Genomic DNA, 24,683 nt, shown 5'->3' on the forward strand with positions numbered 1-24,683 from the left:
CATGAACTGGCATTTGGCGGGTTTGGTCCCGAAGGGCCTTAGCCGGCTCAGCCATCGACGGATATACCGATATTGTTGAGAACCTTACTTAATTCTTTTCTTATTTTAACAATCTCGCCTTAACCTGCGCTTCGTATAAAGAAACCGGTTCCACACCATTTTTATTCTCCCCTTCCCAAATTCCATCTGGCTTACCGTCCAAACGGCCTTTAAGCTTTTTGCCTTGCACACCTATGGCGTAGTTTTTTCCTGAAACCCATGGATTCTGTACTGCTGCACCAGACACTTTACAGTTCCACAATACCTGGTTTACGCCGGACCAGCCATGTCCGCTGCCCCAGTTGCCGCGGTCCTGGATGTTGATCTCCCCATCGGTATCGATGTTGTCATACAGGGTTCCTGTCGCCCAGCGGTGATGCGGACCAATATCGGCATGGGTGTTTCTGGCTTTACAGTTATAAAAAACATTCGGCCCACAGGTTTTTGCACCCGTTACATAATCGTGCCTGCCTTCTGTTGTTTCTAAGTTGGTAAAGAAATTCTGCTGACCATCATTGTTAAATGAATACCTTCTTCCTCCTGTAATCACCGATTTTGCATCAAAACACCTGGAGTTTTGAACTGTAATGTTTTTAGCACCGCCACCTAAGCTTACGCAGGAATAGCCGAAGTAACGAGAGGTTACAGCATCAACCCAGGCATTTTCAATGTTGTTGAAGTCGACCGCAACCCAGCCATGTTGCTCATCTGTATCACCGGCGTAAGCAGATTCGAAATAGATGTTCTCAACGCCCACTTCATTTAAACGGCCTTTAAATTCGTATTTAAAGACTTGTCCGCCACCGTACTGATCTTCCATAGCCATTACAATTGGATTGTCAATGGTGATTTTATGGCCTTCAATTGCAGTAATTTTACGCTCGTAACTCAGGTTATAATCGGCACCTTTCCATTGTTTTGTGCCTTCTCTGGCAACAATCTGATCCATTTGCAGATCGTGGATCCATTGGTCTGTTCCTGGCCTGTATACCATAATCTTGTCACCTGTTTTTAAATCTTTGGTAGATGCCAGGTTAAAGGATTTAGCCCCACATGGTACATATTGATCCGTTATTTTAATCCGGCTTCCGGTTTCAGTGACCTTTCCTTTACCGTTAATTTTGAGTAAGGAGCGCTGTTGGTTTCCTGTGGCAACTAATTTGGTGCCTTTTTCGGTATTTCCTTCACCTTTAAGGACAATACCGCTCGCAGTGATATTCAAGGTACCGGCTATTTGATATTCACCTTTGCTTAGCAGGATCGCGCCTCTAAAGCCATCAGTGCCAACCGGAAGTGCCGATACTTCGTCAATAGCTGCCTGAATCATCGCGCCGGCATCACCTTTTATCGGATTTACAGTTCTGATGATTTTTACAGAAGGGATCTTTTTTAAACCATGGTAATAGCCTACCAAACTAAAATCAGGAATTACATTTCCTTTTTCGTCGGGGAAATAGGTAATGCTGCCGTCCTTGTTGACTTGCAAAAATTTAGAGACCCAAATGGGTTGATCTATGATAAATGAAAACAGGATGACGCTGCACAGGGCAGCAGAAAGGGAAATTAAAAGTTTCTTCATATTGCATAGGGAACCCGCCGGTTTAAACGGATTTACCTATGCAAGTGCGTTAAAAAAAGCGAATTTTTAATATCTGTTATTGGCAGAATCATCAATTCAATTGGCCTTTTTGACCATTATACTTTCATTTGCTGGATGCGTACTGCATTCAGGATGGCCAATAAGGCTACCCCCACATCCGCAATCACGGCTTCCCAAAGTGTAGCGACACCACCGGCACCAAGAATAAGTACGATGACTTTTACCCCCATCGCAAGGGCGATGTTTTGCCAGACTATTTTTTTTGTGAGCCTGCCAATTTTGATTGCCGTAACAATTTTGGATGGCTGGTCATTTTGAATCACAATGTCGGCTGTTTCAATGGTGGCATCACTGCCCAGACCACCCATCGCAATTCCTGCATCGGCCAGGGCAACTACAGGTGCATCATTTACACCGTCTCCAACAAATGCAAGATGCTTTCCTTGCTGCTTAAGTGCTTCTACTTGCTCAACTTTGTTCTCCGGAAGTAAATTGCCAAAAGCATGGTCTATTCCGAGCAATTTCGCGACTTTATCTACTACGGTCTGTTTGTCGCCACTGAGCATCACGGTCTGTATTTTAAGCGCATGCAATGCCGATATGGCTTGTTTGGCATCTTCTTTTAGCTCATCCGCAATGGTGATGTAACCGGCATATTGCCCGGCTACAGCAATCACTACAATGGTATCAGCCTCTTCGCTTATCGCTTTGTCGTACGTAATCTGAAACTTATCCAGTAACCTGGCGTTGCCTGCGAGTACCTCTTTGCCATTGATCAGGCCTTTCAATCCGTGACCGGCGACCTCTTCAACCTGTTCAATTTTAACGTCCTGGAGTACATCACCCGCATGTTTTACAATTGCAGTGGCAATGGGATGGGTAGATTTACTTTCTATTGCTGCTGCCAGCTTCAGCAATTCTTTTTCATCAAAATTATTGCTTACTACACGTTGGACGTCAAATACGCCTTTGGTGAGCGTACCGGTTTTATCCATCACAACGGTATCAACCTGGGTCATGACATCGAGGAAATTTGATCCTTTGAACAGGATCCCGTTTTTTGAAGCCAGGCCGATCCCGCCAAAATAACCCAATGGTATGGAAACCACCAAGGCGCAGGGACAACTGATGACTAAAAATACAAGTCCGCGGTACAGCCAGTCTCTAAATACATAGTCGGCAACAAAAAAATAAGGCAGGCCAACTACCAATACGGCCAAAAGAAATACAATCGGTGTATATACTTTCGCGAAACGCGAAATAAAGAGCTGTGTCTGCGATTTACGTGCTGTGGCATCCTGAACCATCTCCAGTATTTTACTGAGCTTACTGTCCTTAAAACTGGCCTTTACCTGGATTTCACTAAGCTGATTGAGGTTGATCATGCCGGCCAGTACCTGTTCGCCTTTATTTTTATTGTCGGGTTTACTTTCCCCGGTTAACGCGGCCGTGTTAAAAGTAGCCTTTTCTGATAGCAGCACGCCATCAAGGGCAACTTTTTCACCTGGTTTGATTTGAATCACCTCATCTATGTTGACTTCAGCAGGGTTAACTGTAATGATTTTTCCATCTCTGATCACATCTACTGCATCGGGACGGATATCAAGCAGGGCTTTGATACTTCTTTTGGCATTGGATACAGCGGTATCCTGAAACCATTCGCCAATAGCATAGAAAACCATAACCGCAACACCCTCACTGTAGGAGCCAATGGCAAAAGCGCCTACCGTGGCCACACTCATCAGGAAAAACTCATTGAAGAAATCCAGGCGCATGGCTTTTCTAAAAGCGAGATCCAATACATTATACCCAGCCAGCAAATAAGCTGGAATAAAAATGATGAGCTGGATCAGGTTGCTGAAAGTGATGTGGAAACCATATTCGAGTACCATCATGACGATGACAACCGTCAGCGCGGTTAATAATGGCCAATGGCTCAGCCAGCTTTGTGGTTCAGTTGAACCGTGGTCATGTCCATCATCGTCTCCATGTTCGTCTGAAGCATGCTTATGGTTGTCGTTGGTGTGTGTATGTTTTTCTGCTGCACAGCAGTCGGAATGTCTGTTTGCTACCTTCATGATCTGAAAATTATGATGCAAAGGTAAGGCATGAACCGATGCAATGCTATTGCAAAGTACGTGGCAGTTTTCTGTTTAATGGCTGCAAAGTTCGCAGATACCCTTGATGATGAGGTTCATTTCCTGCGGTTCAAAACCTGCGGGTAAAGCGATTTCCGGGATTTTGGTATTGGGTAAGCAGAATGTTTCTTTGCAGGAATTGCAATAAAAGTGGACATGGAGGTCGTGGTGGTTCTCTCCATCACAACCGATGTCACATAAGGCATATTTGGTAGCCCCGGTGCCGTCCTCAATACTGTGTACCAGTCCTTTGTCTTCAAAGGTTTTCAAGGTGCGGTATAAGGTAATCCGATCGGAAGGCCCCATTCCTTTTTCCAGATCGTTTAAGCTGATCGCTGAGGTTTGTTTGGTTAAAAAATCCAACACCAACAGCCGCATGGCTGTTGGGTTGATGTTTTTTGACTTTAATGTACTTTCTATATCCTTTGTCATGTGTGCGTATTTGAAATCATTAATGGTCGTGTGCTGCAGGTCCTGATGATTTGGACTGCAAATAAAAGGCCCCTTTGGTGACTACCCTGACATCCAAAGGTAATTTTTCCAATGGATTGATCTGGATATATCCCAATTCCGCAATTCCGGTGCTGACTTCCACCTTTTTGAAATGCGTCATTTTGTTATCCCTGGCATGTTCGCCTGCAGGTGTTTTGCTTTCTTCATGAGCTTTCTCTTTGGCATGGTCATGGTCTTTTTCATTGGCGTGATCGTGCTGATCTTCAGCCTCATCCTCGACAATAAAAATGTATTGTTTGCCTTCTGACCTGATTACAGCATCGATGGGTACAGCAGCAGCTGTGGTTGTCCCTATGCCGATTAATCCCGTTACGTACATGCCTGGGATGAGGTTTGCACCAGGATTTTTGATGACTGCGTGTACCACAACACCCTTACTGTCATTCTCAAAAGACTTGTTGATGCCATAAATCTCACCTTCAATTTCCTGGTTTTTCTGATTTGTCAATCTGAATTGTACCTTCTGGCCCATTTTAATGCTTGCGAGGTCTTTTTCGAAAACGATCAGGTCGGCGTGGATTTTGGAATTGTCTACGATGTCCATGATTGACACACCTGGTTGTGCGTAAGAACCGGTTTCGGCATTTATTTTACCTATTGTTCCCTGTATTGGTGCGGTTACAGGGATTAATGAAGTGATCTTGCCGGCAGCCACTTTTCCAGGCGAGATGCCCAACTGCTGTAACTGATGTTCCAGGGCTTTGATTTTGGAGCGTTCGGCGTTATAATTGGCTTCAGCCAGCTCTTGTGCCTTTCCTGTTCCTGCATTGGCAGCTTTTAGCTGTTGCTGACGGTTATGTTCGGCCTCGACATAGGTAAAACCACCTTTTGCAGCCAGGTAATCCTGTTGCAGTTTGATCATCTCCTGGTTTTCAATGGTAACCAGCACTTGTCCCCGTGTTACGCGCTGACCCTCAATGACGTTTATTTTACGGATAATTCCACCGGAAAGCACATTGATCTGTGCGGCATTTTGTGGTGGTACAGCAAGTTGCCCGCTGGCCTTAACCACCGCAGTGAGGTTTTTTTGCGAGATTTCGCCGATTACGATGCCTACAGCACTGATCTGCTGATCAGACAATTCGATCTCATTGCCATGGCCTTCATGACCATGTGCGGTTTCTTCCGTCTTTTCTTCTGTTGGTTTTTCATTGTTCGTACAGGCGCTGATTGCAGACAGGAGCAGGGCAGCGCATGAAAGTGTGAAAATCCTTTTTTTGATATATGATGTTGTGTTCATTGGATTAGTTCCCTTTTAAAAATTGTAATTGAATAACAGATTTGTTCATTTGGTTTAGGGTTTGCAGGTAAGTCAGTTTACCCTGTACAGCAAGTGCCATGTTCTGAATAAACTCCATATAGCCGATTTCACCCAGGTCGTAGGATACTTGTGCAATCCGTAATTGTTCATCAGCCTGCTTTAATCCTTCACTGGTATAGTAATCCACCATGTTTTTATGACGGGTGTAATTTTGTAATTCCTGCTGGTACTGGCTTTGTAGCTGGCTCTGGATGCGTAACAAATCCGTTTCTGCAATTTGTGCAGCGATCTTTTCGCTGTTTACGCGGGCGCGTCCTGCTCCGTTAAACAAGGGAACGGCAATGCCTACCTGCATACCTGCAATTCTGGTACCCGGGGTGTAACCGCGACTCAAATTAGCGGGATCAAATGATTTAATGACAAATTGCTGCGCATAGCCAAGGGTAAACTCAGGCATGGCTTTGGAACGTTCCAATGCTATTTTTGCTTTAGCCAGGTTAACTTGCTGGCCATACAGGGCCGATAAGGGGTTGTCGGATGCAACCGCTGTCAAGGGGTCAGTTTTACCTAGGACCGGTAAACTCTTTTCCGAAGGCACAATCGGGTCTGTGGTTTGCAACAATTGCTGCAAGTTTAACTGCTCAATGGCCAATTCGGCGTTTGCGGCTTGTTTCAGTGCCTGTACCTCCTGGTATTTGTTTCTTGCTGTGATGAGTTCCAGGTTGGAAGTTTCCCCGACTTTATAGCGTAGCTCTGATTTTCGGATGAAGTTTTTGTAAATACTGTCTTGTAATTCAAGTACTTTGAGGGTGTTTAAACCAAAAACATAGCTGTAATAGGCCAATTTGGTGTCCCGGATAATTTCCGCACGGGTATAATCACCTGATTTTTGCGCCAGACCAGTCTGCTGCTGGAAAACCTTCTTTTGGTTTTTGTAGAAGCCCGGCCAGGCAAAGCTCTGGGATACAGAAACCGAATTGTCATTTCCACCACCACTTGTCGGATCCTGGGCGACGATAAATGCCGTTTTCTCTGGGGAAAAGGCACTTTTCTCCAGCGCTTTGGACTGGTCGATTGCCAGGTTGGATGATTTCAATTGCAGGTTGTTTTTCAGTGCCAGCTCAATGGCATCCTGAATGGACATCGGCCTGGACTGTGCTTTTGCATGCTGAGTTCCACCAAATCCGGTAATTCCTGCAAGCAGGACGAATAAGATCAGTACAGGTTTCATGGGTACATGAAGTTTATTTTTGCGTGTTGTAACTAAAATATAAAGACATGGGAGTACAAACAGGGTAAGTAGGGTAGCGGATAGCAACCCACCAATCACCACAGTTGCCAGGGGCTTCTGTACTTCGGCTCCGGCACCGCCAGACAATGCCATCGGTAAGAAACCCAGGGAGGCTACCGCTGCGGTCATGATCACCGGTCGGAGCCTGACTGCTGTTCCCAGCATCACCCGTTTATAGACATCTGTAATGCCTTCTTCTTTGAGCTGGTTGAAATAGGAGATGAGGACAATTCCGTTCAGTACGGCAACCCCAAATAATGCGATGAAACCTACACCTGCGGAGATGCTGAAAGGCATTCCTCTAAGTAATAATGCAAAAACGCCTCCAATTGCAGATAAAGGTACAGCTGTGAAAATCAGTATGGTTTGTGTGACTGACCTGAAGGTAAAGTAGAGGAGGCCGAGGATGAGGACCATGGCTACAGGTACTGCGACAGACAGGCGGTCTTTGGCTTCTTTGAGGTTCTGAAACTGCCCCCCGTAAGTGATGTAATAGCCTGAAGGAAGCTTAAGTTTACCATCTAGGATTTGCTGGATTTCAGCAACAGTACGTTCTACGTCACGGCCCCTCACATTGAAACCCACATAAATGCGTCGCCTACCGTCTTCCCTGGAAATCTGGGCCGGAGCTTCCTCCAGAGAAACTTTGGCTACCTGGTTTAAAGGCACTTTGTTGCCCGAGGGCAATGGGATATAGAGGTTTTCGATGCTGGAGATGTTTTCGCGCAGGTCGCGTTGCAATCTGACCACCATGTCGAAGCGCTTTTCACCTTCAAATACCACACCGGCTACATTGCCTGCAAAAGCCGTCCGGAGGATATTGTTGATGTCCCCAATGGTGAGCCCGTATTGTGCAATCCGATCCCGGTCGTATGCTACCACCACCTGTGGCAAGCCGTTCACCTGCTCTACAATCGGTTCGTTTACGCCCGGTACCGGCGCAATCAATTTGGCTACTTTTGCAGCTTCTCTGCTCAATACATCCAGGTCTTCTCCATAAATTTTAATGGCAACATCCTGTCTTACTCCGGTCATCAATTCATTAAATCTCATCTGCATAGGCTGTGTGAGCTCAATGCTTACGCCAGGTAAAATGGAAAGTGCTTCTTCCATTTTTTCAGACATCTCTTCCTTGGTTTTAGCGCTGGTCCAGGTTTCTTTCGGCGTCATGGCGATCATCATATCCCCGCGTTCAACAGGCATGGGATCGGTAGGAATTTCTGCACTACCAATCCTGGTGACTACCTGTTTGACTTCCGGAAATTTGTCCTTCAATATCTTTTCCGCTTTGCCAAAGGTTTCTACCACCTGTGTCAGGGAAGTCCCCTGCGACATGGCGATTTCTACCGCGAGGTCACCTTCTTCCAGCTGGGGCAGGAACTCGCCGCCCATGCGGCCAAATACCCATAAGGTTAGGATAAATAAGGCGACGGCAATGCTTACCGTGATTTTTTTAAAGCGGAGTACTTTTTCCAGCATGGGTTTATACAACCTGCGGAAGAAATCCATAATGGTATCTGATATGTTCCTCTTGTGGACTGTGTTTTTACTTAAAAACAGGGCGCTCATCATGGGTACATACGTCAATGATAGAATGAAGGCACCAATGATCGCGAATACGACTGTTTGTGCCATTGGCTTGAACATTTTACCTTCAATACCAATGAGGCTCAGGAGTGGCAGGTAAACAATGAGAATGATCAGCTCACCAAAAGTAGCACTGGCCCTGATTTTAGCCGATGCGGTAAAGACTTCCTGATCCATTTCCTCCTGGTTTAAACGCGGCTTATTCTGGAACAGCTTGCTTTCTGTTAAACGGAAGATGATGGCTTCTACAATGATGACTGCTCCGTCTACGATCAATCCGAAGTCGATGGCACCCAGACTCATCAGGTTTCCTGAAACCCCAAAAAGCCGCATCATGGAAAAAGCAAAAAGCATGGAAAGTGGAATTACCGAGGCTACGATCAATCCGGCACGCCAGTTTCCCAATAAAAGCAAGAGCACAAAGATGACGATCAATGCGCCTTCGATCAGGTTTTTCTGTACGGTACTGATGGATCTTCCAACGAGTTCTGTACGGTCGATAAAGGGTTCAATAACCACACCTTCAGGTAGTGATTTTTGCACCTGGACTATACGTTCTTTGACATTTTTAATAACATCGTTAAAGTTTTCTCCTTTGAGCATCAGTGTAATTCCAGCTACTACCTCACCTGTTCCATTACGTGTCACTGCACCGTACCTGGTGGCTGTACCAAACTGCACGGTACCGATATCCCTGATCAGAATTGGAACACCACCGGCATTTTTAACGACGATTTTTTCGATGTCACCGAGTGATTTTACCTGCCCGATTCCACGGATGGTATAGGCATTACTTTGCTGTTCAATATAGGAACCTCCGGTGTTTTCATTGTTGTTTTCCAATGCGGCATAGATTTGCGCAAAACTGATGTTATACGCATTGAGTTTCTCGTTGTCCAGTGCGATTTCATACTGCTTGACATAGCCGCCCCAGCCGCTGATTTCGGCTACGCCCCTGGTTCCGGCCAGTTGCGGCCTGACTACCCAGTCCTGTAATGTTCTGAGGTCTGTAGCCGAATACTTGTTCTCATAGCCTTTTTTTGTATGCAATACATAGTGATAGATTTCGCCAAGACCGGTCGTGATCGGGGCAAGGCTGGGTTCTGAAAGCCCTTTTGGGATGAGGTTCTCTGCCTCCTTGAGCTGGGCTGCAACCTGCTGCCTGGCCCAATAGATGTCGGTATTGTCATTGAACACGATGGTGATGACAGAAATTCCAGATCTGGAAATGGAACGTTTTTCAATGACTTCCGGAATGTTGGCAATGGCCAGTTCAATAGGTGCTGTAATGAACTGTTCCACTTCCTGTGCGCCTAAATTTGGTGCCTGCGAGATGATTTGCACCTGGTTATTGGTGATGTCCGGGACGGCATCAATAGGCAGATGTATTAAAGAATAAATTCCCCAGAGCATTAGCGTCAGGGTCATTAAACCAATCGCTAATTTATTCTTTATAGAGAATAGAATAATTTTATTAAACATAAAATAATGTTGTTTTTTGGCCGATATACCGCAAGAAATGCGAATACAGGCCAGGGTTAATCTTAAATGCGTATGACCCGAGTTTAAAAATACTCAGGGATAGGGATCGGGATTAAACCAATTGCGGCGGTTGCCAGATGTCGCCTGGAAACAAGATTACAGGATGGGTAAGGTGTTCTGGTAAAGGGCTTTTTTGCAGTGGTAAAATTAATGCCGGGGCCTTTGTGATGATGGGCGAAGCTACAAAGGCATGGTAAGTGCTGGCATGAAAGAAAGGAGAACAGGCATGCGGGTTTTCATCGCTTTTGCTGTGCGTATCTGATGAAGTGGCACAAATGTCTTCATGTCCGTCCGGAAGATTGGCCTCATTTCCACAGCATGGCCATACCGAAAGGGCCAAAACATAGCAAGTGAAGATGAAAGCCAGGTACTTCATAACACAAACTTAGCTTTTTTTTTCAGAAAACAAATTATTCGTGCAGATTGTCATGATTTGTTTACTTGTTTAAGCTCAGGGCTTTGATTTTAGCGGATGTTGACTTCAATGATGTCTTCTGCATTCTGGAGTAGCATCTTGCAGTCTGCGCTTAAATGCACGAGATGCAGCTTTTTGCCAGCTTTGCGATACTTTTCTGTGAGTTTATTTACCGCATCAATCGCAGACATGTCGGCGATCCGGCTGTCTTTAAAATCAACGATTACCTCGTTCGGATCATCAGCTATATCAAACTTTTCCATGAAATGGGTGACGGAACCGAAGAATAAAGGGCCGTAGAGTTCATAATGTTTGGCGCCTTGTGCATCGATGAATTTTCTGGCTCTGATGCGCTTGGCGCTATCCCAGGCAAAGACCAGTGCAGAAATGATTACGCCTACCAACACTGCCAGGGCCAGGTTGTGCAGCCATACTGTGATCAGGGCTACCAGGATGCCGATCACGATATCCTGTTTAGGCATTTTATTGATGACTTTAAAGCTCATCCATTCAAATGTACCTATGGCTACCATAATCATCACGCCTGTAAGCGCAGCCATGGGCACTTTTTCAATTAAGGGGGCGCCAAAGAGGATAATCATCAAAATGGTCAGTGCGGCAATGATCCCAGATAAACGCGCACGTGCGCCTGCGGATAAGTTGACAAGGGTTTGGGCGATCATCGGGCATCCGCCCATGCCAAAAAAGAAACCGTTGAGGATATTTGCAGTGCCCTGGGCAATACATTCCCTGTTTCCATTTCCACGGGTTTCAGTAATCTCGTCGACCAGGTTTAGGGTAAGGAGACCTTCTGTTAAGCCTACTGCACCCATAATAAGGGCATAAGGCAGAATGATCCTGAGCGTTTCCAGGGTAAATGGTAATTTAGGGATATGAAATGGGGGAAATCCTCCACTAACCGAGGCGATGTCTTTTACGGTTTTGGTGTCAATCTGAAATCCAATTACCAGTGCAAAGACGATGATAATGGCCATTAAAGAGGCGGGAACTACTTTGGTGATTTTTGGCCATACAAACACGATGGCGATGGTTAGCGCCACCAGTCCGGCCATCGTATATAATGCAGTGCCGCTCAGCCAAACCATTTCCCCGTTAACGGTCGTTTTAAATTGTTGTAACTGTGCCGTAAAAATGATGATGGCCAGTCCGTTCACAAAGCCAAACATGACAGGTTGTGGAACCAACCGGATAAATTTTCCAAGTTTAAATAAGCCGATGGAAATCTGAAATACACCTGCCACGGCTACCGCTGCGAAGACATATTCGATACCATGGCTTTGCATTAAGGCGATGAGCACCACAACTGTTGCACCTGCTCCGCCAGATATCAGGCCGGGCCTTCCGCCAAAAATGGCCGTTACCAATCCCATGATAAAAGCAGCATACAAACCAGATAAAGGCGGTAAACCTGCCAGAATTGCAAAGGATAACGATTCTGGCATCATGGTCATGGCCACGGTTAAACCTGCCAGGATTTCAATTTTGTAATCTATTTTTTTAGAAAAATCAAAGAGATTTAGAGTTGCCTTCATGATGTGCTGGCAAAAGTAAGCATTAGCGATCGATTATCAGGTAGCAACCATCTAAATCGTGCCTGTTTCCGGTATCAAAACCTACCGTCAGTATCTGGAAGCCGGCTCCTGGTATTTTGAAAAAGTCAAGTTTGCCCCATTGGTTGTTTTCATAATAAGGGCCAACTCTTTTCCAGTCTTTATTGGGATAGTAATACATCGGGTGTTTAAATCTCAGGGTGTCATTTGCAAAGGGAATACTGAAATATGCGATGCCTTCCCAGTTTTCTGGTCTGCTCATCGGCGCTGGCGACATAAATGAGGGTGATGTTGCACCATGATATTCCTGCTTCAGGAAATAATCCAGATGGATGGGGTTATTTTTGCTTTTCCAGTCGTAAGGCCGGCTGGTCTCATGGTCGTAGACGGTGATCGGTCCAACTTGCACATAGTTTTTGTTGATGTACCTGCTTCCCAGATCATAGGCATCGCGTTGTTTGACGAACACGCGGTGTAGTTGCTGATTAATGACGAATATGAAAAAGTCCTTGGGTTTTCCTTCAATCATGGTGTAGTTGGCGTAAACAACCGCTGAGGCTTGTGCTTTTTGAGTTAATAACGTCCTTAGAAGCTGTTGATCCATTGTTAGGTCCCTGTTGCTTTCTATATAAGGGTGCTTTTCCAATCCTCCGGAAATGAGGTAGGCTGTATAATGATCCGGATACATCAGATATCCGGCAAATTCAGTTCCTAATTCATTATCATTGGCACTGGTTTCAAAAAGGGAATCTATGAGCTTCCCGGTGTGATCCAGTCGGTAATAGGTGATGTTGAGTACAGTGTTGCTCTGCTCTGAACGCTGTTCGTCCATTCTCTGGATCACAGTAACCTGGTGCAGGCTGTCCAGGTTGATGTCTTTAACTTTACCTCCTTTAAACAAGGGTTTAATTTGATGCCGACTGGATAAGATCTGGCTGCTTAACGTCGGTGTTGACGCGTATTCCTCGGGTAGTTTAGATAGAAAATAACCTGCAGAGTTGAAATAATTGTTGATCAGCCAGGCAGCTATTGCCAGAATGATCAGGATTAGGCTGAATTGTAAAAACATCTTTTTTCTTTTCATAGGGCTTTGAATATACAGAAAGGGATGTGAAATGTTTTAAATAAAATTCAAATGGAATTTGTATCATTAGGATTCAAAAACTTTAAAAATGAGATTTCTATATTTTTTGTTGTCATTCTGTTTGTGTGCTGTATGGTCAAATGCCCAGGTCAGGGTTCCTGTCAAGGTAGATACGACAAAGCAGGAGATCAGACGTTTGTATAATTTTGTCAATACGTATATGCAACAGGATACCATCAGCAATGAGATGTGGCATCCGAAATATAAGGGAAGAAAGATACACGATTATACGATGGATTGGACCTGGGGGCAATATACGCCAAAACAGATCATGCAAAAGTTTGACCTGAGTCTGGCCGAGTTACAGCGGATCAACGATACTTTGTCCTATGTCAAGATTCTGACCCAAAGGAAGGCCGGTGCAAAGGAAAACAGCACTGCTAACGTTTATAAGTTCTATATCGTGACGATCGGAGGTAAATATTATCTGGATAATTGTAAGGATTATGATTCAAAACGCTTTAGCCTGTACAAGACTAAAAATTTACATTTCTACATTTCGCCATTTTATCAGATTGACGCACAAAAAATGAAAGCAGCAAGTGTCAAATTGGAAGCTTTATATGCCTTACTTAAGCGTCCGCATTTAAAAAAACCGATTGCTTATTTTATGTGTGCAGAAGAGGAGGAGCTGAATAACTTATCCAATATTGTAATCTGGGATGGCGGGCTTGGCGGCTTTACCAATATACCGGAAGGTTATGTGGTGGCAATTAATGACGATCCGATGTATTCCCATGAGTTTATTCATGCCATTTTAGGATCCGGAGCCAATTGTTTTTTTCTACAGGAAGGAATTGCATCGCTGTATGGGGGAATGGAAAAGGGGAAAAGTAGTTTTGAGAAATCGGTTCAACTGCTTGCAGCAGGATATGAAGCCGGGAAGTATACCTTTGACGATTTGTATTTCCGGAGAATCAAGCAGCAATACAACAGCAATCTTACTTATACTTTTGCTGCAGTTTGTTGTAAGTATCTGATTGATACCTATGGCCTGGACTACTTTTATCAATTGTATTACGATACCAGTATTACAACAGACAACTTTTTAGAGGCAGTCGTAAATAAGACAGGAAAAAGTAAAGCCGAAATTATAAAGGCTATCGAAAATGTAATGTTGGCTAAATGATGTGGAATTAACCAAATGATCCTTTACTCGTGCAGGTGCAAGCGATCTTTAAGTCCATGAATCTCTTCCTGCAGGCTGCTCACTTTATCCAGTAAATGCCGGATCGCATCAATTCCTTCGATGTTAATGTGCAGGTCATAGTGGAAATGGATGTAACGGTTGAGCTCTGTGAACTGTTCCTGGTGTATAAATTTATCTTCGCCCACGCTGGTCAGTACAATGATGCCTGATTCTTCCAAAGAACCGATAAAATCGGGTTCAATATTGTAATTGATGCAGTATTCAGTGATGGTGATGAGTTCTGTTTTCATGGCATTTGATTAGCTTAGGTTTTGCAATTCCTTAAATAGGTCCTTTTGTTTGTCGTCCAGGTCTGTCGGGATTTTAACCGTATACGTCACATACAGGTTACCGAATTCATTTTCTTTTTTATAAAGTGGAAAACCCTTATTTTTGAGACGCACCTTGGTGCCGTTTTGAGTGCCTGCTGCAACCTTTAGCTTCACTTTTCCATCCAGGGTATCTACCATCGTTTCTCCGCCTAAAACAGCCGTGTACAGGTCAATCTGCTGATTGAGGTACAAATCGTTGTTTAATCTTTTAAATAGCTGATGATCTGCGATGTTAAAAGTGATGTATAAATCCCCGTTAGGTCCGCCATTTTGCCCTGGTGCGCCTTGTCCGCTTAACTTGATCACTTGTCCATTGGCAATACCTGCCGGGATGGTGATCCTGATGTTTTTGCCATTGACAGTCAGGGTTCTCTTATGTGTTTCATAAGCATCCATAAGATCGAGCTTCAATTCAGCCTGGTAATCCTGACCTTTGAACCTGGCGCCGGTCCGACCGGACCGGCCTCCGCCCATGCCACCAAACATGGATTCAAAAAAATCAGAAAAATCACCACCACCAAAATCTTCGGAGCTGTAGCTTCCTGTGCCACCATAAGGGTTGGATTGTCCGGCACTTTGACGCGATCTGGATTGTTTAGCCTGCTCAAACTGGTCTGCATTTTTCCAGTGTTCGCCGTACGCGTCGTATTTCTTGCGTTTCTCAGGGTCGCTTAGCGCTTCATTGGCTTCGTTAATTTGCTGAAACTGCCGGTTTGCTTCCTTGTCATTGGGATTCAAATCGGGATGATATTTTCTGGCTAATTTTCTGTAGGCCTTTTTAATTTCATCTTGTGTTGCTGTTTTTTCAATGCCAAGGATCTTGTAATAATCAATGAATGCCATACGTATAATTGAGGTGTATCCAAATTTAACGATTTGTGAGGAGATTCTGTACAGTTAACAATTTAGTGTGATTTTAGTTTTTGAACGGGATCGAGTGTCCTCAGGTCGGCGATTACAGGATAGCTAAAAATCGGGTAATTCGTTTCTCTTTTCAATTCTTCAAGTACAGGAAGGGACAGTACTTCAGCTAAATTGGGCATGATACCCAGTTTTTTGCCAATGAAAAGATTATAAGCAGGCATGTGCTGGACGGCCACTTTAAGGATAAAATTATAATAACCGGTTACATGTTCACATTCCAGTATTTCTTCAAATTTGACGAGTTGTGTTTTAAATTCAGTTAATGCAGCACTGCTATGGTTGTTGATCCGAACCAGGATAAAGCTGATGAACAGGTTACTTATTTTATGGTAGTCAATTGTTGCCGCATACCTGGTAATGACCTTTGATTTTTGTAATTGCTGAATTCTTTCCGCAACAGCTGAATTTGATCTGCCTAATGTTTTGCCAATCTCCCTGGAGGAAAGAAAAGCGTTTTTTTCCAGTAAGTGTAGGATTTGAATGTCAAGCTGATCTACAATGAATTCCATTCTATTTCAAAATATTATTTAAAAGTGAAAAATTTTGTATAAAAACTGCATAGTTTATGTTTCAAATATAATTATTTAACTGTAGATGTGTTGTTGAATGCAGTGAATAATTTATGTGTGCAAAATTTAATTCTTAAAACTTGTCTAGTACTGCGCGTAAAGACAATATTATGTGGTCAATCTCTCATATCGATGCACCATTTCCGGAAATAATCTATAATAGTGTAACTGAAATTAATGTCGTCGAACTTTGTGCAATTAATTCAATGTTATGATTTATTATGAAGAAGTTAACAATTTCGCAATCGATAACGAAAAGGGATTCAGATTCTGTTGAAAGGTATTTAAGTGACATCACTAAAATCGGACTGCTCAGTCAGGAAGAAGAAGTTTTATTAAACAGGAGGATTTGCCTCGGAGATCAGGCAGCCTTAAATCAATTGATTGGCTCCAATTTACGATTTGTGGTATCCGTAGCTAAAAAGTACCAGGATAATGGGATGATATTAAGTGATTTGATTAGCGAGGGGAATCTGGGCTTGATTAAGGCTGCTGAGCGTTTTGATCATACCAAAGGCTTTAAATTTATCTCCTATGCAGTTTGGTGGATCCGGCAAATGATCAGTCTGGCTATCGCTGAGCAGAAGCGAACAGTACGTTTGCCGGGTAATCAGATACTCGGAATCCTCAAAGTCAACAGGGCGGTCTTAAGTCTGGAGCAGGAACTGGAGCGGGAACCTACCTATCCAGAGATCGCTGAATTTATATCTTTATCGGAGAAAAAAGTAAGGGAATATGTGATCAACAATCAATATAGTTATTCCCTGGACCTGGTGAAAGATCATGATAGCGGTCTTACCTTATTGGATACCGTAACGAACGAGGAGGTTCCGGCATCAGATGCCAGCCTGGTCTATGATTCTCTGTTGCTGGATTTGCGGAAAGCCTTGCTGGTCTTGTCAGAGCGGGAACAAAAAATCATTATGCTTTTTTATGGATTGTATGGTCATCCCCAAACCTCCCTCGAAGATATGGTGCCTTTGTTGAAACTGAGTAAGGAAAGGATCCGGCAATTGAAAGATCAGGCACACCGAACCTTAAAAAGGGCCTGGAAAGGAAGCCGGCTGGCAGATTATTTTAACGATCTAAAATAGTTCTACAAGCCTTGAAACAAGGTTTTTTGTGGAAAAATCATAGGAAATAGGCCTAATGTGGAAAAAACAATGCAATTACTTCAATATTCATTTGGTGTAAATCCAATAATTATTAACTTTAAAGCGTTATATCATAAAATTAAAAATCTTAAACGAAGAAAAACATGGAAAAATTCTCAAAATTAAAAGAACTAATTGCTGGCGTTGAGGCTGATGCAGATAAATTTTATAACTCAGGTAATGGTGCTGCTGGTACCAGAGTACGTAAAGCAATGCAAGATTTAAAAGGCCTTGCACAAGAGATTCGTACTGAAATCACTGAGAAAAAGAATACAAAATAATTATTCTTTAAATTTTAGAAAAGGCCTGCAAATTTTGCGGGCCTTTTGTGTATCCGGACCTTTTCATTTTTATGCTTAATTTTATGGCAGATTATCATGGACGGGCAGGAAGAAAAACAATATCGCAAAATCATCCATATCGATATGGATTCATTCTACGCCTCTGTAGAGCAACGCGACAATCCTGAATTGAGGGGTAAGGCAATTGCTGTGGGGGGCGGGCCGGAAGGACGTGGAGGCGTGGTGGCGACCGCCAGCTATGAGGCCCGGAAATTTGGTGTGCATTCGGCCATGCCCTCAAAAAAAGCACAACAGCTTTGCCCGCATATTATATTCGTATATCCAAGGTTTCCTGCCTATAAACAAGTTTCTCAGCATATCCGGGAAATATTCAGCCGCTACACCGATCTGATCCAGCCACTCTCACTGGATGAGGCCTATCTGGATGTGACGCATGATAAACAAAATATTGGCTCTGCAATTGATATTGCGAATGAAATTAAACAGGCCATTCGCGACGAACTTCAGCTGACAGCCTCAGCAGGGGTGTCTATCAATAAGTTTGTAGCCAAAATTGCTTCTGACATGAATAAACCGGATGGACTGACCTTTATCGGACCGTCCAAAATTGAACGCTTTATGGAACAACTACCTGTAGAGAAGTTCCATGGAGTTGGCAAGGTAACGGCTCAAAAGATGAAATCAAGAGGCTTGCATACGGGGGCTGACCTGAAAGCATTAACTGAAGCAGAACTGGTCAACCTGTTTGGTAAGAGCGGGAGGTTCTTTTATAAAATTGTTCGGGGGATTGATAACCGCAGGGTAGAACCCAACCAGCAGAGCAAATCTATTGGTGCTGAAGACACCTTTGCTTATGATTTGACCTTACTGGAAGAAATGCGGGAGGAATTGGATAAAATCAGTTTAATTGTATTTAACCGGATGAAGCAGTATCAATTGTATGGCCGAACGGTTACTTTAAAGGTTAAATTCCAGGATTTTAAACAGATCACCCGCAGCAAGTCTTTTTCAGAACCCATTGCTGAAATAGCCGATTTAAAGGCAGTCGTGAATGGATTGCTCGCTGACGTCGACTTCGCCGGTCGCGGGGTCCGGTTATTGGGTGTATCGTCATCTGGTTTCAGGGATCAGTTGAAAAACGATGATTTGCTATATCAGCCCAGATTGTTCCCTTAGCCCTGTTCGAAATCTACATTTGTATTTGCTGGTTTTCTGGTAGTAATGTTCTGTTTTTCAGTATAATAATTTGTCATTTATTTGATAAAAAAATAAGAACAAAATCTTATATTGTATTGTAATTGCCAGCTGTTTAACTGAAATGCTGGTGATGTTTAAAAACAAAAACATATCATTAGAAAAACTATGAAAAAGTTATTATCACTCCTTGTCATCTTAGGTTTAGGTTTAAACTTAAGTATGGCTCAAACTCCTGCTACAGCAACTGCTAAAGCTCAAACCGCAAAAGCTAAGGCTGATGCCAAGAAAGATGCTGCAAAGGCTAAGGCCGATGCAAAAAAAGAGGCCGATAAGGTAAATGCGGCAGGGGTAAAACTCAAGAAAGACGGTACTCCGGATAAAAGATACAGTGCTGCTGCACAGGAACCAGCGGTTAAATTGAAAAAGGATGGTACACCGGATAAGCGTTATTCAGCAGCCGGAGCTAAAGAAGTAAAAACCACTACGACTAAAACGACAACCAAGACTGCAGAAAAGGCTCCGGTTGCGGTAGCAACTCCAGGTTTGAAGAAAGACGGGACGCCTGATAAACGTTATTCAGCAAATAAAACAGCCGCAGAAGCGACTGCTGCAAGTGCTAAAAAAGATGCTGCAGCCAGAGTAACTGCTGCAAAAAACCAAACTCCGACTACCGCTACTAAAGATTATACCCCTACGGTTGATAAAGCTTTAAAAGGCCCCGCAAATGAAGTGGTGTATACAGGCCCTCGCGGTGGAAAATACTACATCAACAAAAATGGCAATAAAACATATTTGAAAAAAGAAGCGCAATAGTTGTTAAGCGCTTCATCCTGAAAGTAATCAGGATATGCACGTTAAAAAGGGGAATGTTGTTACAAGACATTCCCCTTTTTTGCATTTCTCAATCTCCTATATTTAAATTTGCCTTTAATGAAATGATTGAAATACCGTCCCTTTGATCCGGCTGCTTTTAACATCGTTGCAACTTCAGCCGGAACTGCCTTATAGGCATAGGTAATTCCTGATACAAAAGTGATGTTTAAAATGCTTTGCTCTGCTTCATAATGAAATTTCTGAATGACGGATGAAGGCATGACTTGTGTATTAATAGAGTTTTTGCTGTTGGTTTTTAAGTTTCTCAGCTTCTTCTTCAGCCATAATTTTTCCTTTTTTAAGATCGATCCGGATGATGTTGTATAAACTCATGTACACATTGGCAACGAATATAATGGTAAAACCAGCAATCAGGTAGCCTACCCAGTCGTCATATAATAGTTTATACCGGGTGATGAACAACAGCAGCAGGGTAACATAATGGCTAAAGCAATATTCGCAGGTAAAAACGTAAAAGAATTTCCGCTTCCATATTTTGCCAGCTGTTTTTGACTTGTTTACGCAATATTCTCGTGGTTCTCTGAATATTTCTTCCTTGGTAACCGTCCATGCAACGCAGGCAACGACTACAGCAAGTATGAAAAACCAGTATGGGTGTGTCTCCATCTGTATCGGATTTTGTTGTATGAAGTTAACAAGCCGGCCGGGAAAAGGTTTGGTTTTAGTATCTTTAAAGAAATCTATTTTTATGGCCAATAATCAAATTACAGCGGTAACGGAACTGGACCGTGCGCACTATAAAACTAAAGTATATTCGGGCGGGCATTTTATTTATGCGGATGAGCCTGCTGAAGTAGGCGGAACAGATGAGGCGATGCCTCCGGCTGCTTTGTTACTGGCTAGTTTGGGAAGTTGTACGGCAATTACGATTCGGATGTATGCAGATCGAAAAGGCTTTAACCTGGATCATATTAAAGTAGAGTTGGCGATTTGTAAAGAAGAGGAGATGAGTAAGGACACCAGAATCACGAGGAAAATAACCTTTACCGGAGCCATTACAGAGGAGGAGCGGCTAAGGCTGCTGGTGATTGCTGATAAATGTCCGATTCATAAGATGCTCAGCAATCCCATATCAATTGAAACCAGTTAACACGGATTAATATCTGGAATTTAGTACTATAGATACTTAAATTAGTACATTTTTTATCCTGCCAGTTGCATTCTGACCTTGCTTACCAAATGGTTAATGTCAAAGGGTTTCGCTAAAAAGTCATTTGGAGAACCCGGTGATTTAAGCAAGTTGTGCAGATTGTGACTGGCGGAAATCATCACTACAGGAATGTATTTAAAGATTTGATGTGCTTTTATTGTTTTGCAGATTTCCCGGCCATCCATTCCGGCAAGCATGACATCAAGCAAAATAAGATCAGGTCTGAGCGTGGAAATTACACTCATTACATTCTTTCCACTGGTTAATGTCATGACTTCGTACCCTTCATCCTCCAATATGATTTTGATAACTTCAACGATATCTTCATCATCATCTACTGCCAATATTTTTTTAGACATTATTTTTTTATCTATATACATATGCTATACCAAAGCTATTTACATGCCATAGATTACAGGTTCTACTAATAAATTGAATTAATTTACAATTATATGCTAAATTATTTAGCATATTTACAGCTTCAATCCTTGTAAAACTAAATTCATGTTGTACGCCGTAGTAGATATTGAAACTACCGGAGGTTTTGCTTCCGGAAATGGAATTACTGAAATTTCCATCCTCGTGCATGATGGGACCTCTGTAATCCAGACCTTTGATACGCTGATTAACCCTGAGCAAGTTATCCTACCTTATATCGAGGCACTCACAGGTATCAGCAATGATATGGTTTTAGATGCGCCTTTATTTAAAGATGTTGCTCAGGAAATTTATGAGTTGTTGGAGGATAAGATTTTTGTAGCGCACAATGTTAATTTTGATTTTTCATTTATCCGGCATCAGCTGATGCAATGTGGCTATACATTGAGTTCTAAAAAGCTATGTACAGTAAGGTTGAGCAGGAAAATTTTACCTGGCCACCGTTCTTACAGTTTGGGTAAACTTTGTGCGGCCTTAAGCATTCCTGTAAATAACAGGCATAGGGCTGGGGGGGATGCAGAAGCTACGGCCATTTTGCTGACTATGCTGATTGCGGCGGACGAAGAAGGACTGATCGCACAGACGCTGAATAAGTTTTCTAAAGAACAGGCATTGCCGCCCAATTTGCCAAAAAGCCAGGTAGAGCGGTTGCCTTTAGTTCCAGGTGTTTATTATTTTAAAGATCAAAAGGGCAAGGTCATTTATATTGGTAAAGCGAAAAGCCTTAAGAAAAGAGTTTGTTCGCATTTTACAGGTAACAATACCAGCAGACAGCGCCAGGAGTTTCTGCAAAACATATATTCAGTGGATTTTGAAGTCTGTGGTACCGAATTGATGGCCTTTATTTTAGAGGCGTCCGAGATCAAACGATTATGGCCGGATAATAACCGCGCCTTAAAACGGCACGATCAGAAATATGGCTTATATGTGTTTGAAGATCAGAACGGCTATATGCGCCTGGGGATCGATAAATATAGAAAGCAAGTTGCGGCACTTTACAGTTTTAATACTTTATTAGATGGTCATAACCTGTTGCGTTTATTAATTAAAGAGCATGTACTGTGCGAGAAACTATGTTACATACAGAAAAACCGTCTCGCTTGTACAGGTCATGATGAGGGGCGCTGTAGTGGCGCTTGCCTGGGTAAAGAGTCAGCTGCATCTTATAATGTGCGTGTAAAGTACGCCATTGCCTATCTCAAGTCGATTCTTCCAACGTTTGCGATGATTGACAAGGGCCGGACTGATGATGAACACAGCTGTTTATTGGTAGAACAAGGCAAATTTTATGGTATGGGTTATATTTCTGCAGATACAGATGTTCAGCAGACCGCGATGTTGAAGTCTGCGCTACAACCTTATGCTTCTGATGATTACATTTTACACTTGATCATGAACCATGTGGAACAATTTCCGGATAAGCGGATTGCGATTTAATTTATACGTTTTTTGCATAAAAAAGAACAAATAGATTTTGCATTATTCCCTTGTTTTTATATCTTTGCCGTCCCTAAGGGGGAGATGCCTCGGTAGCTCAGCTGGATAGAGCGTCGGTTTTCTAAACCGAGGGTCAGGGGTTCGAGTCCCTTCCGGGGTACAGGACCGGAGTGAAAATTTTCAAAAGTTTTTACTCCGGTTTTTTTATGTCTTAACCTTCTGTTAATGTGATAGATAAGAAGCGCTGCTTCATTTACTTCAGGGGGTCGATGTGCCTCTCCGTCAAAAAACCATTTTTCAGCATAAATCGAGCCGACAATTGACCGTTTTATATCGGAATCTGCATTTGCATAGAAATCTGCTAATTTTTTAGATTTTGCACGGCTAAAGCAGCTAAACCCTGAATATCTATTTTTTCTTCACTCTGCTGTTCTAAATTTTTTAATTCAATTTCGCACTTTGCAATGTTGTTTGTGCATTCTTCCTTGATTTGCTTGTATTCAGTGCCGGTTATTACATCATCCAATAATAATTGCATTGATTTTTCCATTCTTTTATTTTGCGCTGCAATCATTTCAAGGGTTCGATTTTATTCCTTTCTCCATCTTCCTCCGCTTTCTTTGTGAGCGTCACAAACTATAGCTGTAAAGAGTTCGGCCATTCCTGGTTTGGGTACAAACTGTTTAAGATGGCGCTCAAAAAGCATATTCACCGGGTCGGCCTTAAACCTTACTCCACACGTGGAATTACAATGATAGTAGGGATAATAGCCTTTATGACGACCTCGTGAAGCACTTCCTGTCATCACACGACCGCATTTTGGACAGTGGATAAAACTGCTTGAAAAAGTCCTTTGGTAAACCTAACTTGTTCTCTTCCATATGACTGTACTTAAAGTTCTGATTTTCTTCCCTTAAATACAATACGTTTGACCTAGTCTAATCAGACTTTACACAAAATTCAAGACACTACCGATAAACATGGTAACAATTCCATATGCGAAATAATAGTAGCAAATGTCTTGCAAAGAGAAATATCCAATTCTCTATCTTCGTTATAATTCCACCACCATTTGAGTATTTAAAAATTCTCGAAGCTAATTTGTCAAATTGAATTCTAATGAAATATTGAGATTATCATTGTCCAAAGAAATCTGGATAAAGTTTTTTAATGTCAGATACACTTTAGTTCCCTTTTCGCTCAGATATTGAGAGATAATTGTCTTCAAAGACTTCTTTAAGTCCATCTTGCTTGTTGAAAAAAGTAAATTTTCTATACCATATTTGTTTGTGTTAGGTGTGTCCGTAAAGTTGAAGTTATCCAGCTCGGCTTTTGGCAATAGAATGTTCTGTGAAGTTTTTTTATTTATAATGTGTTAATATTTTGCCTTCCTGAAAATTAATATGGTTATTAAGGTACCAATTGCTAAACCTATGATAAGGAATATTTCTAAGTTTACTTCTTCAAATCTAATTCTTGGAATTTCGGCTCCATCAGCAAATTCAGCTCTCTGTAACATATTATTTATCTGGGATGCCTTGAATTTTAAATACATTACTCGACTGACCAATAATATTAAACCAGATGTAATTATAAATATAATTGAGGATAGTTTTCTATATAGAGAATTCAGCTCACAAGTCTTTTTTACCAGTAAATACAAAAAAGGAATTAGTCCGAAACATATGATAAATAGCAAGCAAGGGAAGGTTTGATACGGTAATTGCCAGCTTTTTTCGAAAGAAATTTTTTCTCCCATAATGTAAGTCATTGAAAAACTCAAGAAAAAATCTCTAACAAAAAATCCGATTATACATAGCAAAAGCGATAGTCCAATTAGAATTCCATTTTGTTTCATAGGGTTGTTTTTATAAAATTACACATAATGTTTCTGGGTTTATCTTCGGATGGGGAAATCGAAGTAAAAATCTTCAATTTTGTAGATAAGTTAAGTCGAAGAACCAACGTATGACAAGGGAATCCTGGCTTGTGCTAC

The 24,683-nt window shown here is 42.4% G+C and carries 24 protein-coding genes and 1 tRNA gene; 8 read left to right on the plus strand and 17 right to left on the minus strand.

Annotated elements, in window-relative coordinates; all coding sequences use genetic code 11:
• Positions 1-100: 100 nt before the first annotated feature.
• From IM797_RS12960 to IM797_RS12995, 8 genes are all read right to left on the minus strand, one after another.
• A complete protein-coding gene (locus tag IM797_RS12960; protein WP_194127549.1) occupies positions 101-1,618 on the minus strand; it encodes a hypothetical protein in 1,518 nt (505 codons plus the stop codon).
• Positions 1,619-1,734: 116 nt separating this feature from the next.
• Complete coding sequence (locus tag IM797_RS12965) at positions 1,735-3,717, minus strand: heavy metal translocating P-type ATPase (RefSeq protein WP_194127550.1); 1,983 nt, start codon at positions 3,715-3,717, stop codon at positions 1,735-1,737.
• Between the two features lie 75 nt (positions 3,718-3,792).
• On the minus strand, positions 3,793-4,209 hold the full coding sequence (locus IM797_RS12970) for a Fur family transcriptional regulator (protein ID WP_194127551.1): 417 nt from the start codon (positions 4,207-4,209) through the stop codon (positions 3,793-3,795).
• Between the two features lie 19 nt (positions 4,210-4,228).
• Entirely contained in the window at positions 4,229-5,530 is a 1,302-nt protein-coding gene (locus IM797_RS12975; protein WP_194127552.1) for an efflux RND transporter periplasmic adaptor subunit, read from the minus strand.
• A gap of 4 nt (positions 5,531-5,534) precedes the next feature.
• On the minus strand, positions 5,535-9,911 hold the full coding sequence (locus tag IM797_RS12980; RefSeq protein ID WP_194127553.1) for a CusA/CzcA family heavy metal efflux RND transporter: 4,377 nt from the start codon (positions 9,909-9,911) through the stop codon (positions 5,535-5,537).
• Between the two features lie 112 nt (positions 9,912-10,023).
• Positions 10,024-10,347, minus strand: a complete 324-nt coding sequence (locus tag IM797_RS12985; protein ID WP_194127554.1) for a hypothetical protein — start codon at positions 10,345-10,347, stop codon at positions 10,024-10,026.
• Positions 10,348-10,436: 89 nt separating this feature from the next.
• A complete protein-coding gene (locus tag IM797_RS12990) occupies positions 10,437-11,939 on the minus strand; it encodes a SulP family inorganic anion transporter (protein WP_194127555.1) in 1,503 nt (500 codons plus the stop codon).
• Between the two features lie 22 nt (positions 11,940-11,961).
• Entirely contained in the window at positions 11,962-13,041 is a 1,080-nt protein-coding gene (locus IM797_RS12995; protein WP_194127556.1) for a hypothetical protein, read from the minus strand.
• An 88-nt stretch (positions 13,042-13,129) separates the two neighbouring features.
• Here IM797_RS12995 and IM797_RS13000 point away from each other — a divergent pair, with 88 nt between their 5' ends.
• Positions 13,130-14,230 (plus strand): hypothetical protein, encoded by a 1,101-nt coding sequence (locus tag IM797_RS13000; RefSeq protein ID WP_194127557.1) that lies wholly within the window; start codon positions 13,130-13,132, stop codon positions 14,228-14,230.
• A 23-nt stretch (positions 14,231-14,253) separates the two neighbouring features.
• On the opposite strand, the gene IM797_RS13005 is transcribed toward IM797_RS13000, so the two are convergent.
• From IM797_RS13005 to IM797_RS13015, 3 genes are all read right to left on the minus strand, one after another.
• Entirely contained in the window at positions 14,254-14,541 is a 288-nt protein-coding gene (locus IM797_RS13005; protein ID WP_194127558.1) for a chaperone modulator CbpM, read from the minus strand.
• A gap of 9 nt (positions 14,542-14,550) precedes the next feature.
• Positions 14,551-15,465, minus strand: coding sequence for a DnaJ C-terminal domain-containing protein (locus IM797_RS13010; RefSeq protein ID WP_194127559.1), 915 nt, complete (start codon positions 15,463-15,465; stop codon positions 14,551-14,553).
• Between the two features lie 62 nt (positions 15,466-15,527).
• Complete coding sequence (locus IM797_RS13015) at positions 15,528-16,055, minus strand: Lrp/AsnC family transcriptional regulator (RefSeq protein WP_194127560.1); 528 nt, start codon at positions 16,053-16,055, stop codon at positions 15,528-15,530.
• 281 nt (positions 16,056-16,336) lie between these two features.
• Between IM797_RS13015 and IM797_RS13020 the strand changes: the two genes are divergently transcribed.
• From IM797_RS13020 to IM797_RS13035, 4 genes are all read left to right on the plus strand, one after another.
• Positions 16,337-17,209, plus strand: coding sequence for an RNA polymerase sigma factor RpoD/SigA (locus IM797_RS13020; RefSeq protein WP_194127561.1), 873 nt, complete (start codon positions 16,337-16,339; stop codon positions 17,207-17,209).
• 164 nt (positions 17,210-17,373) lie between these two features.
• A complete protein-coding gene (locus IM797_RS13025) occupies positions 17,374-17,550 on the plus strand; it encodes a histone H1 (protein ID WP_194127562.1) in 177 nt (58 codons plus the stop codon).
• Between the two features lie 96 nt (positions 17,551-17,646).
• Positions 17,647-18,747 (plus strand): DNA polymerase IV, encoded by a 1,101-nt coding sequence (gene dinB, locus IM797_RS13030; protein WP_194127563.1) that lies wholly within the window; start codon positions 17,647-17,649, stop codon positions 18,745-18,747.
• Positions 18,748-18,933: 186 nt separating this feature from the next.
• Positions 18,934-19,581, plus strand: a complete 648-nt coding sequence (locus tag IM797_RS13035; RefSeq protein ID WP_194127564.1) for a hypothetical protein — start codon at positions 18,934-18,936, stop codon at positions 19,579-19,581.
• Between the two features lie 59 nt (positions 19,582-19,640).
• Here the strand turns inward: IM797_RS13035 and IM797_RS13040 are convergent, their stop codons facing one another.
• Positions 19,641-19,862: a KTSC domain-containing protein gene (locus IM797_RS13040; protein ID WP_194127565.1), complete on the minus strand. Its 222-nt coding sequence runs from the start codon at positions 19,860-19,862 to the stop codon at positions 19,641-19,643.
• Positions 19,863-19,872: 10 nt separating this feature from the next.
• Complete coding sequence (locus tag IM797_RS13045; protein ID WP_194127566.1) at positions 19,873-20,268, minus strand: hypothetical protein; 396 nt, start codon at positions 20,266-20,268, stop codon at positions 19,873-19,875.
• Positions 20,269-20,350: 82 nt separating this feature from the next.
• Here IM797_RS13045 and IM797_RS13050 point away from each other — a divergent pair, with 82 nt between their 5' ends.
• The gene (locus IM797_RS13050) at positions 20,351-20,752 is read left to right on the plus strand and encodes an OsmC family protein (RefSeq protein ID WP_194127567.1); all 402 of its coding nucleotides are present in this window, start codon (positions 20,351-20,353) and stop codon (positions 20,750-20,752) included.
• A gap of 53 nt (positions 20,753-20,805) precedes the next feature.
• On the opposite strand, the gene IM797_RS13055 is transcribed toward IM797_RS13050, so the two are convergent.
• Positions 20,806-21,171, minus strand: coding sequence for a response regulator transcription factor (locus tag IM797_RS13055; protein ID WP_194127568.1), 366 nt, complete (start codon positions 21,169-21,171; stop codon positions 20,806-20,808).
• A 145-nt stretch (positions 21,172-21,316) separates the two neighbouring features.
• Between IM797_RS13055 and IM797_RS13060 the strand changes: the two genes are divergently transcribed.
• Together IM797_RS13060 and IM797_RS13065 are read left to right on the plus strand one after the other, a co-directional pair.
• On the plus strand, positions 21,317-22,687 hold the full coding sequence (locus IM797_RS13060; protein WP_194127569.1) for an exonuclease domain-containing protein: 1,371 nt from the start codon (positions 21,317-21,319) through the stop codon (positions 22,685-22,687).
• 86 nt (positions 22,688-22,773) lie between these two features.
• Positions 22,774-22,847: transfer RNA gene (locus IM797_RS13065), tRNA-Arg, on the plus strand.
• A gap of 201 nt (positions 22,848-23,048) precedes the next feature.
• Here IM797_RS13065 and IM797_RS13070 read toward each other — a convergent pair.
• From IM797_RS13070 to IM797_RS13080, 3 genes are all read right to left on the minus strand, one after another.
• Positions 23,049-23,261 (minus strand): hypothetical protein, encoded by a 213-nt coding sequence (locus tag IM797_RS13070; protein WP_194127570.1) that lies wholly within the window; start codon positions 23,259-23,261, stop codon positions 23,049-23,051.
• Between the two features lie 15 nt (positions 23,262-23,276).
• Complete coding sequence (locus IM797_RS28710; RefSeq protein WP_370583082.1) at positions 23,277-23,519, minus strand: recombinase zinc beta ribbon domain-containing protein; 243 nt, start codon at positions 23,517-23,519, stop codon at positions 23,277-23,279.
• A gap of 543 nt (positions 23,520-24,062) precedes the next feature.
• Positions 24,063-24,545 (minus strand): hypothetical protein, encoded by a 483-nt coding sequence (locus IM797_RS13080; protein WP_194127572.1) that lies wholly within the window; start codon positions 24,543-24,545, stop codon positions 24,063-24,065.
• Positions 24,546-24,683: the final 138 nt, after the last annotated feature.

Source organism: Pedobacter sp. MC2016-24 (assembly GCF_015223055.1).
Taxonomy (GTDB): Bacteria; Bacteroidota; Bacteroidia; order Sphingobacteriales; family Sphingobacteriaceae; genus Pedobacter.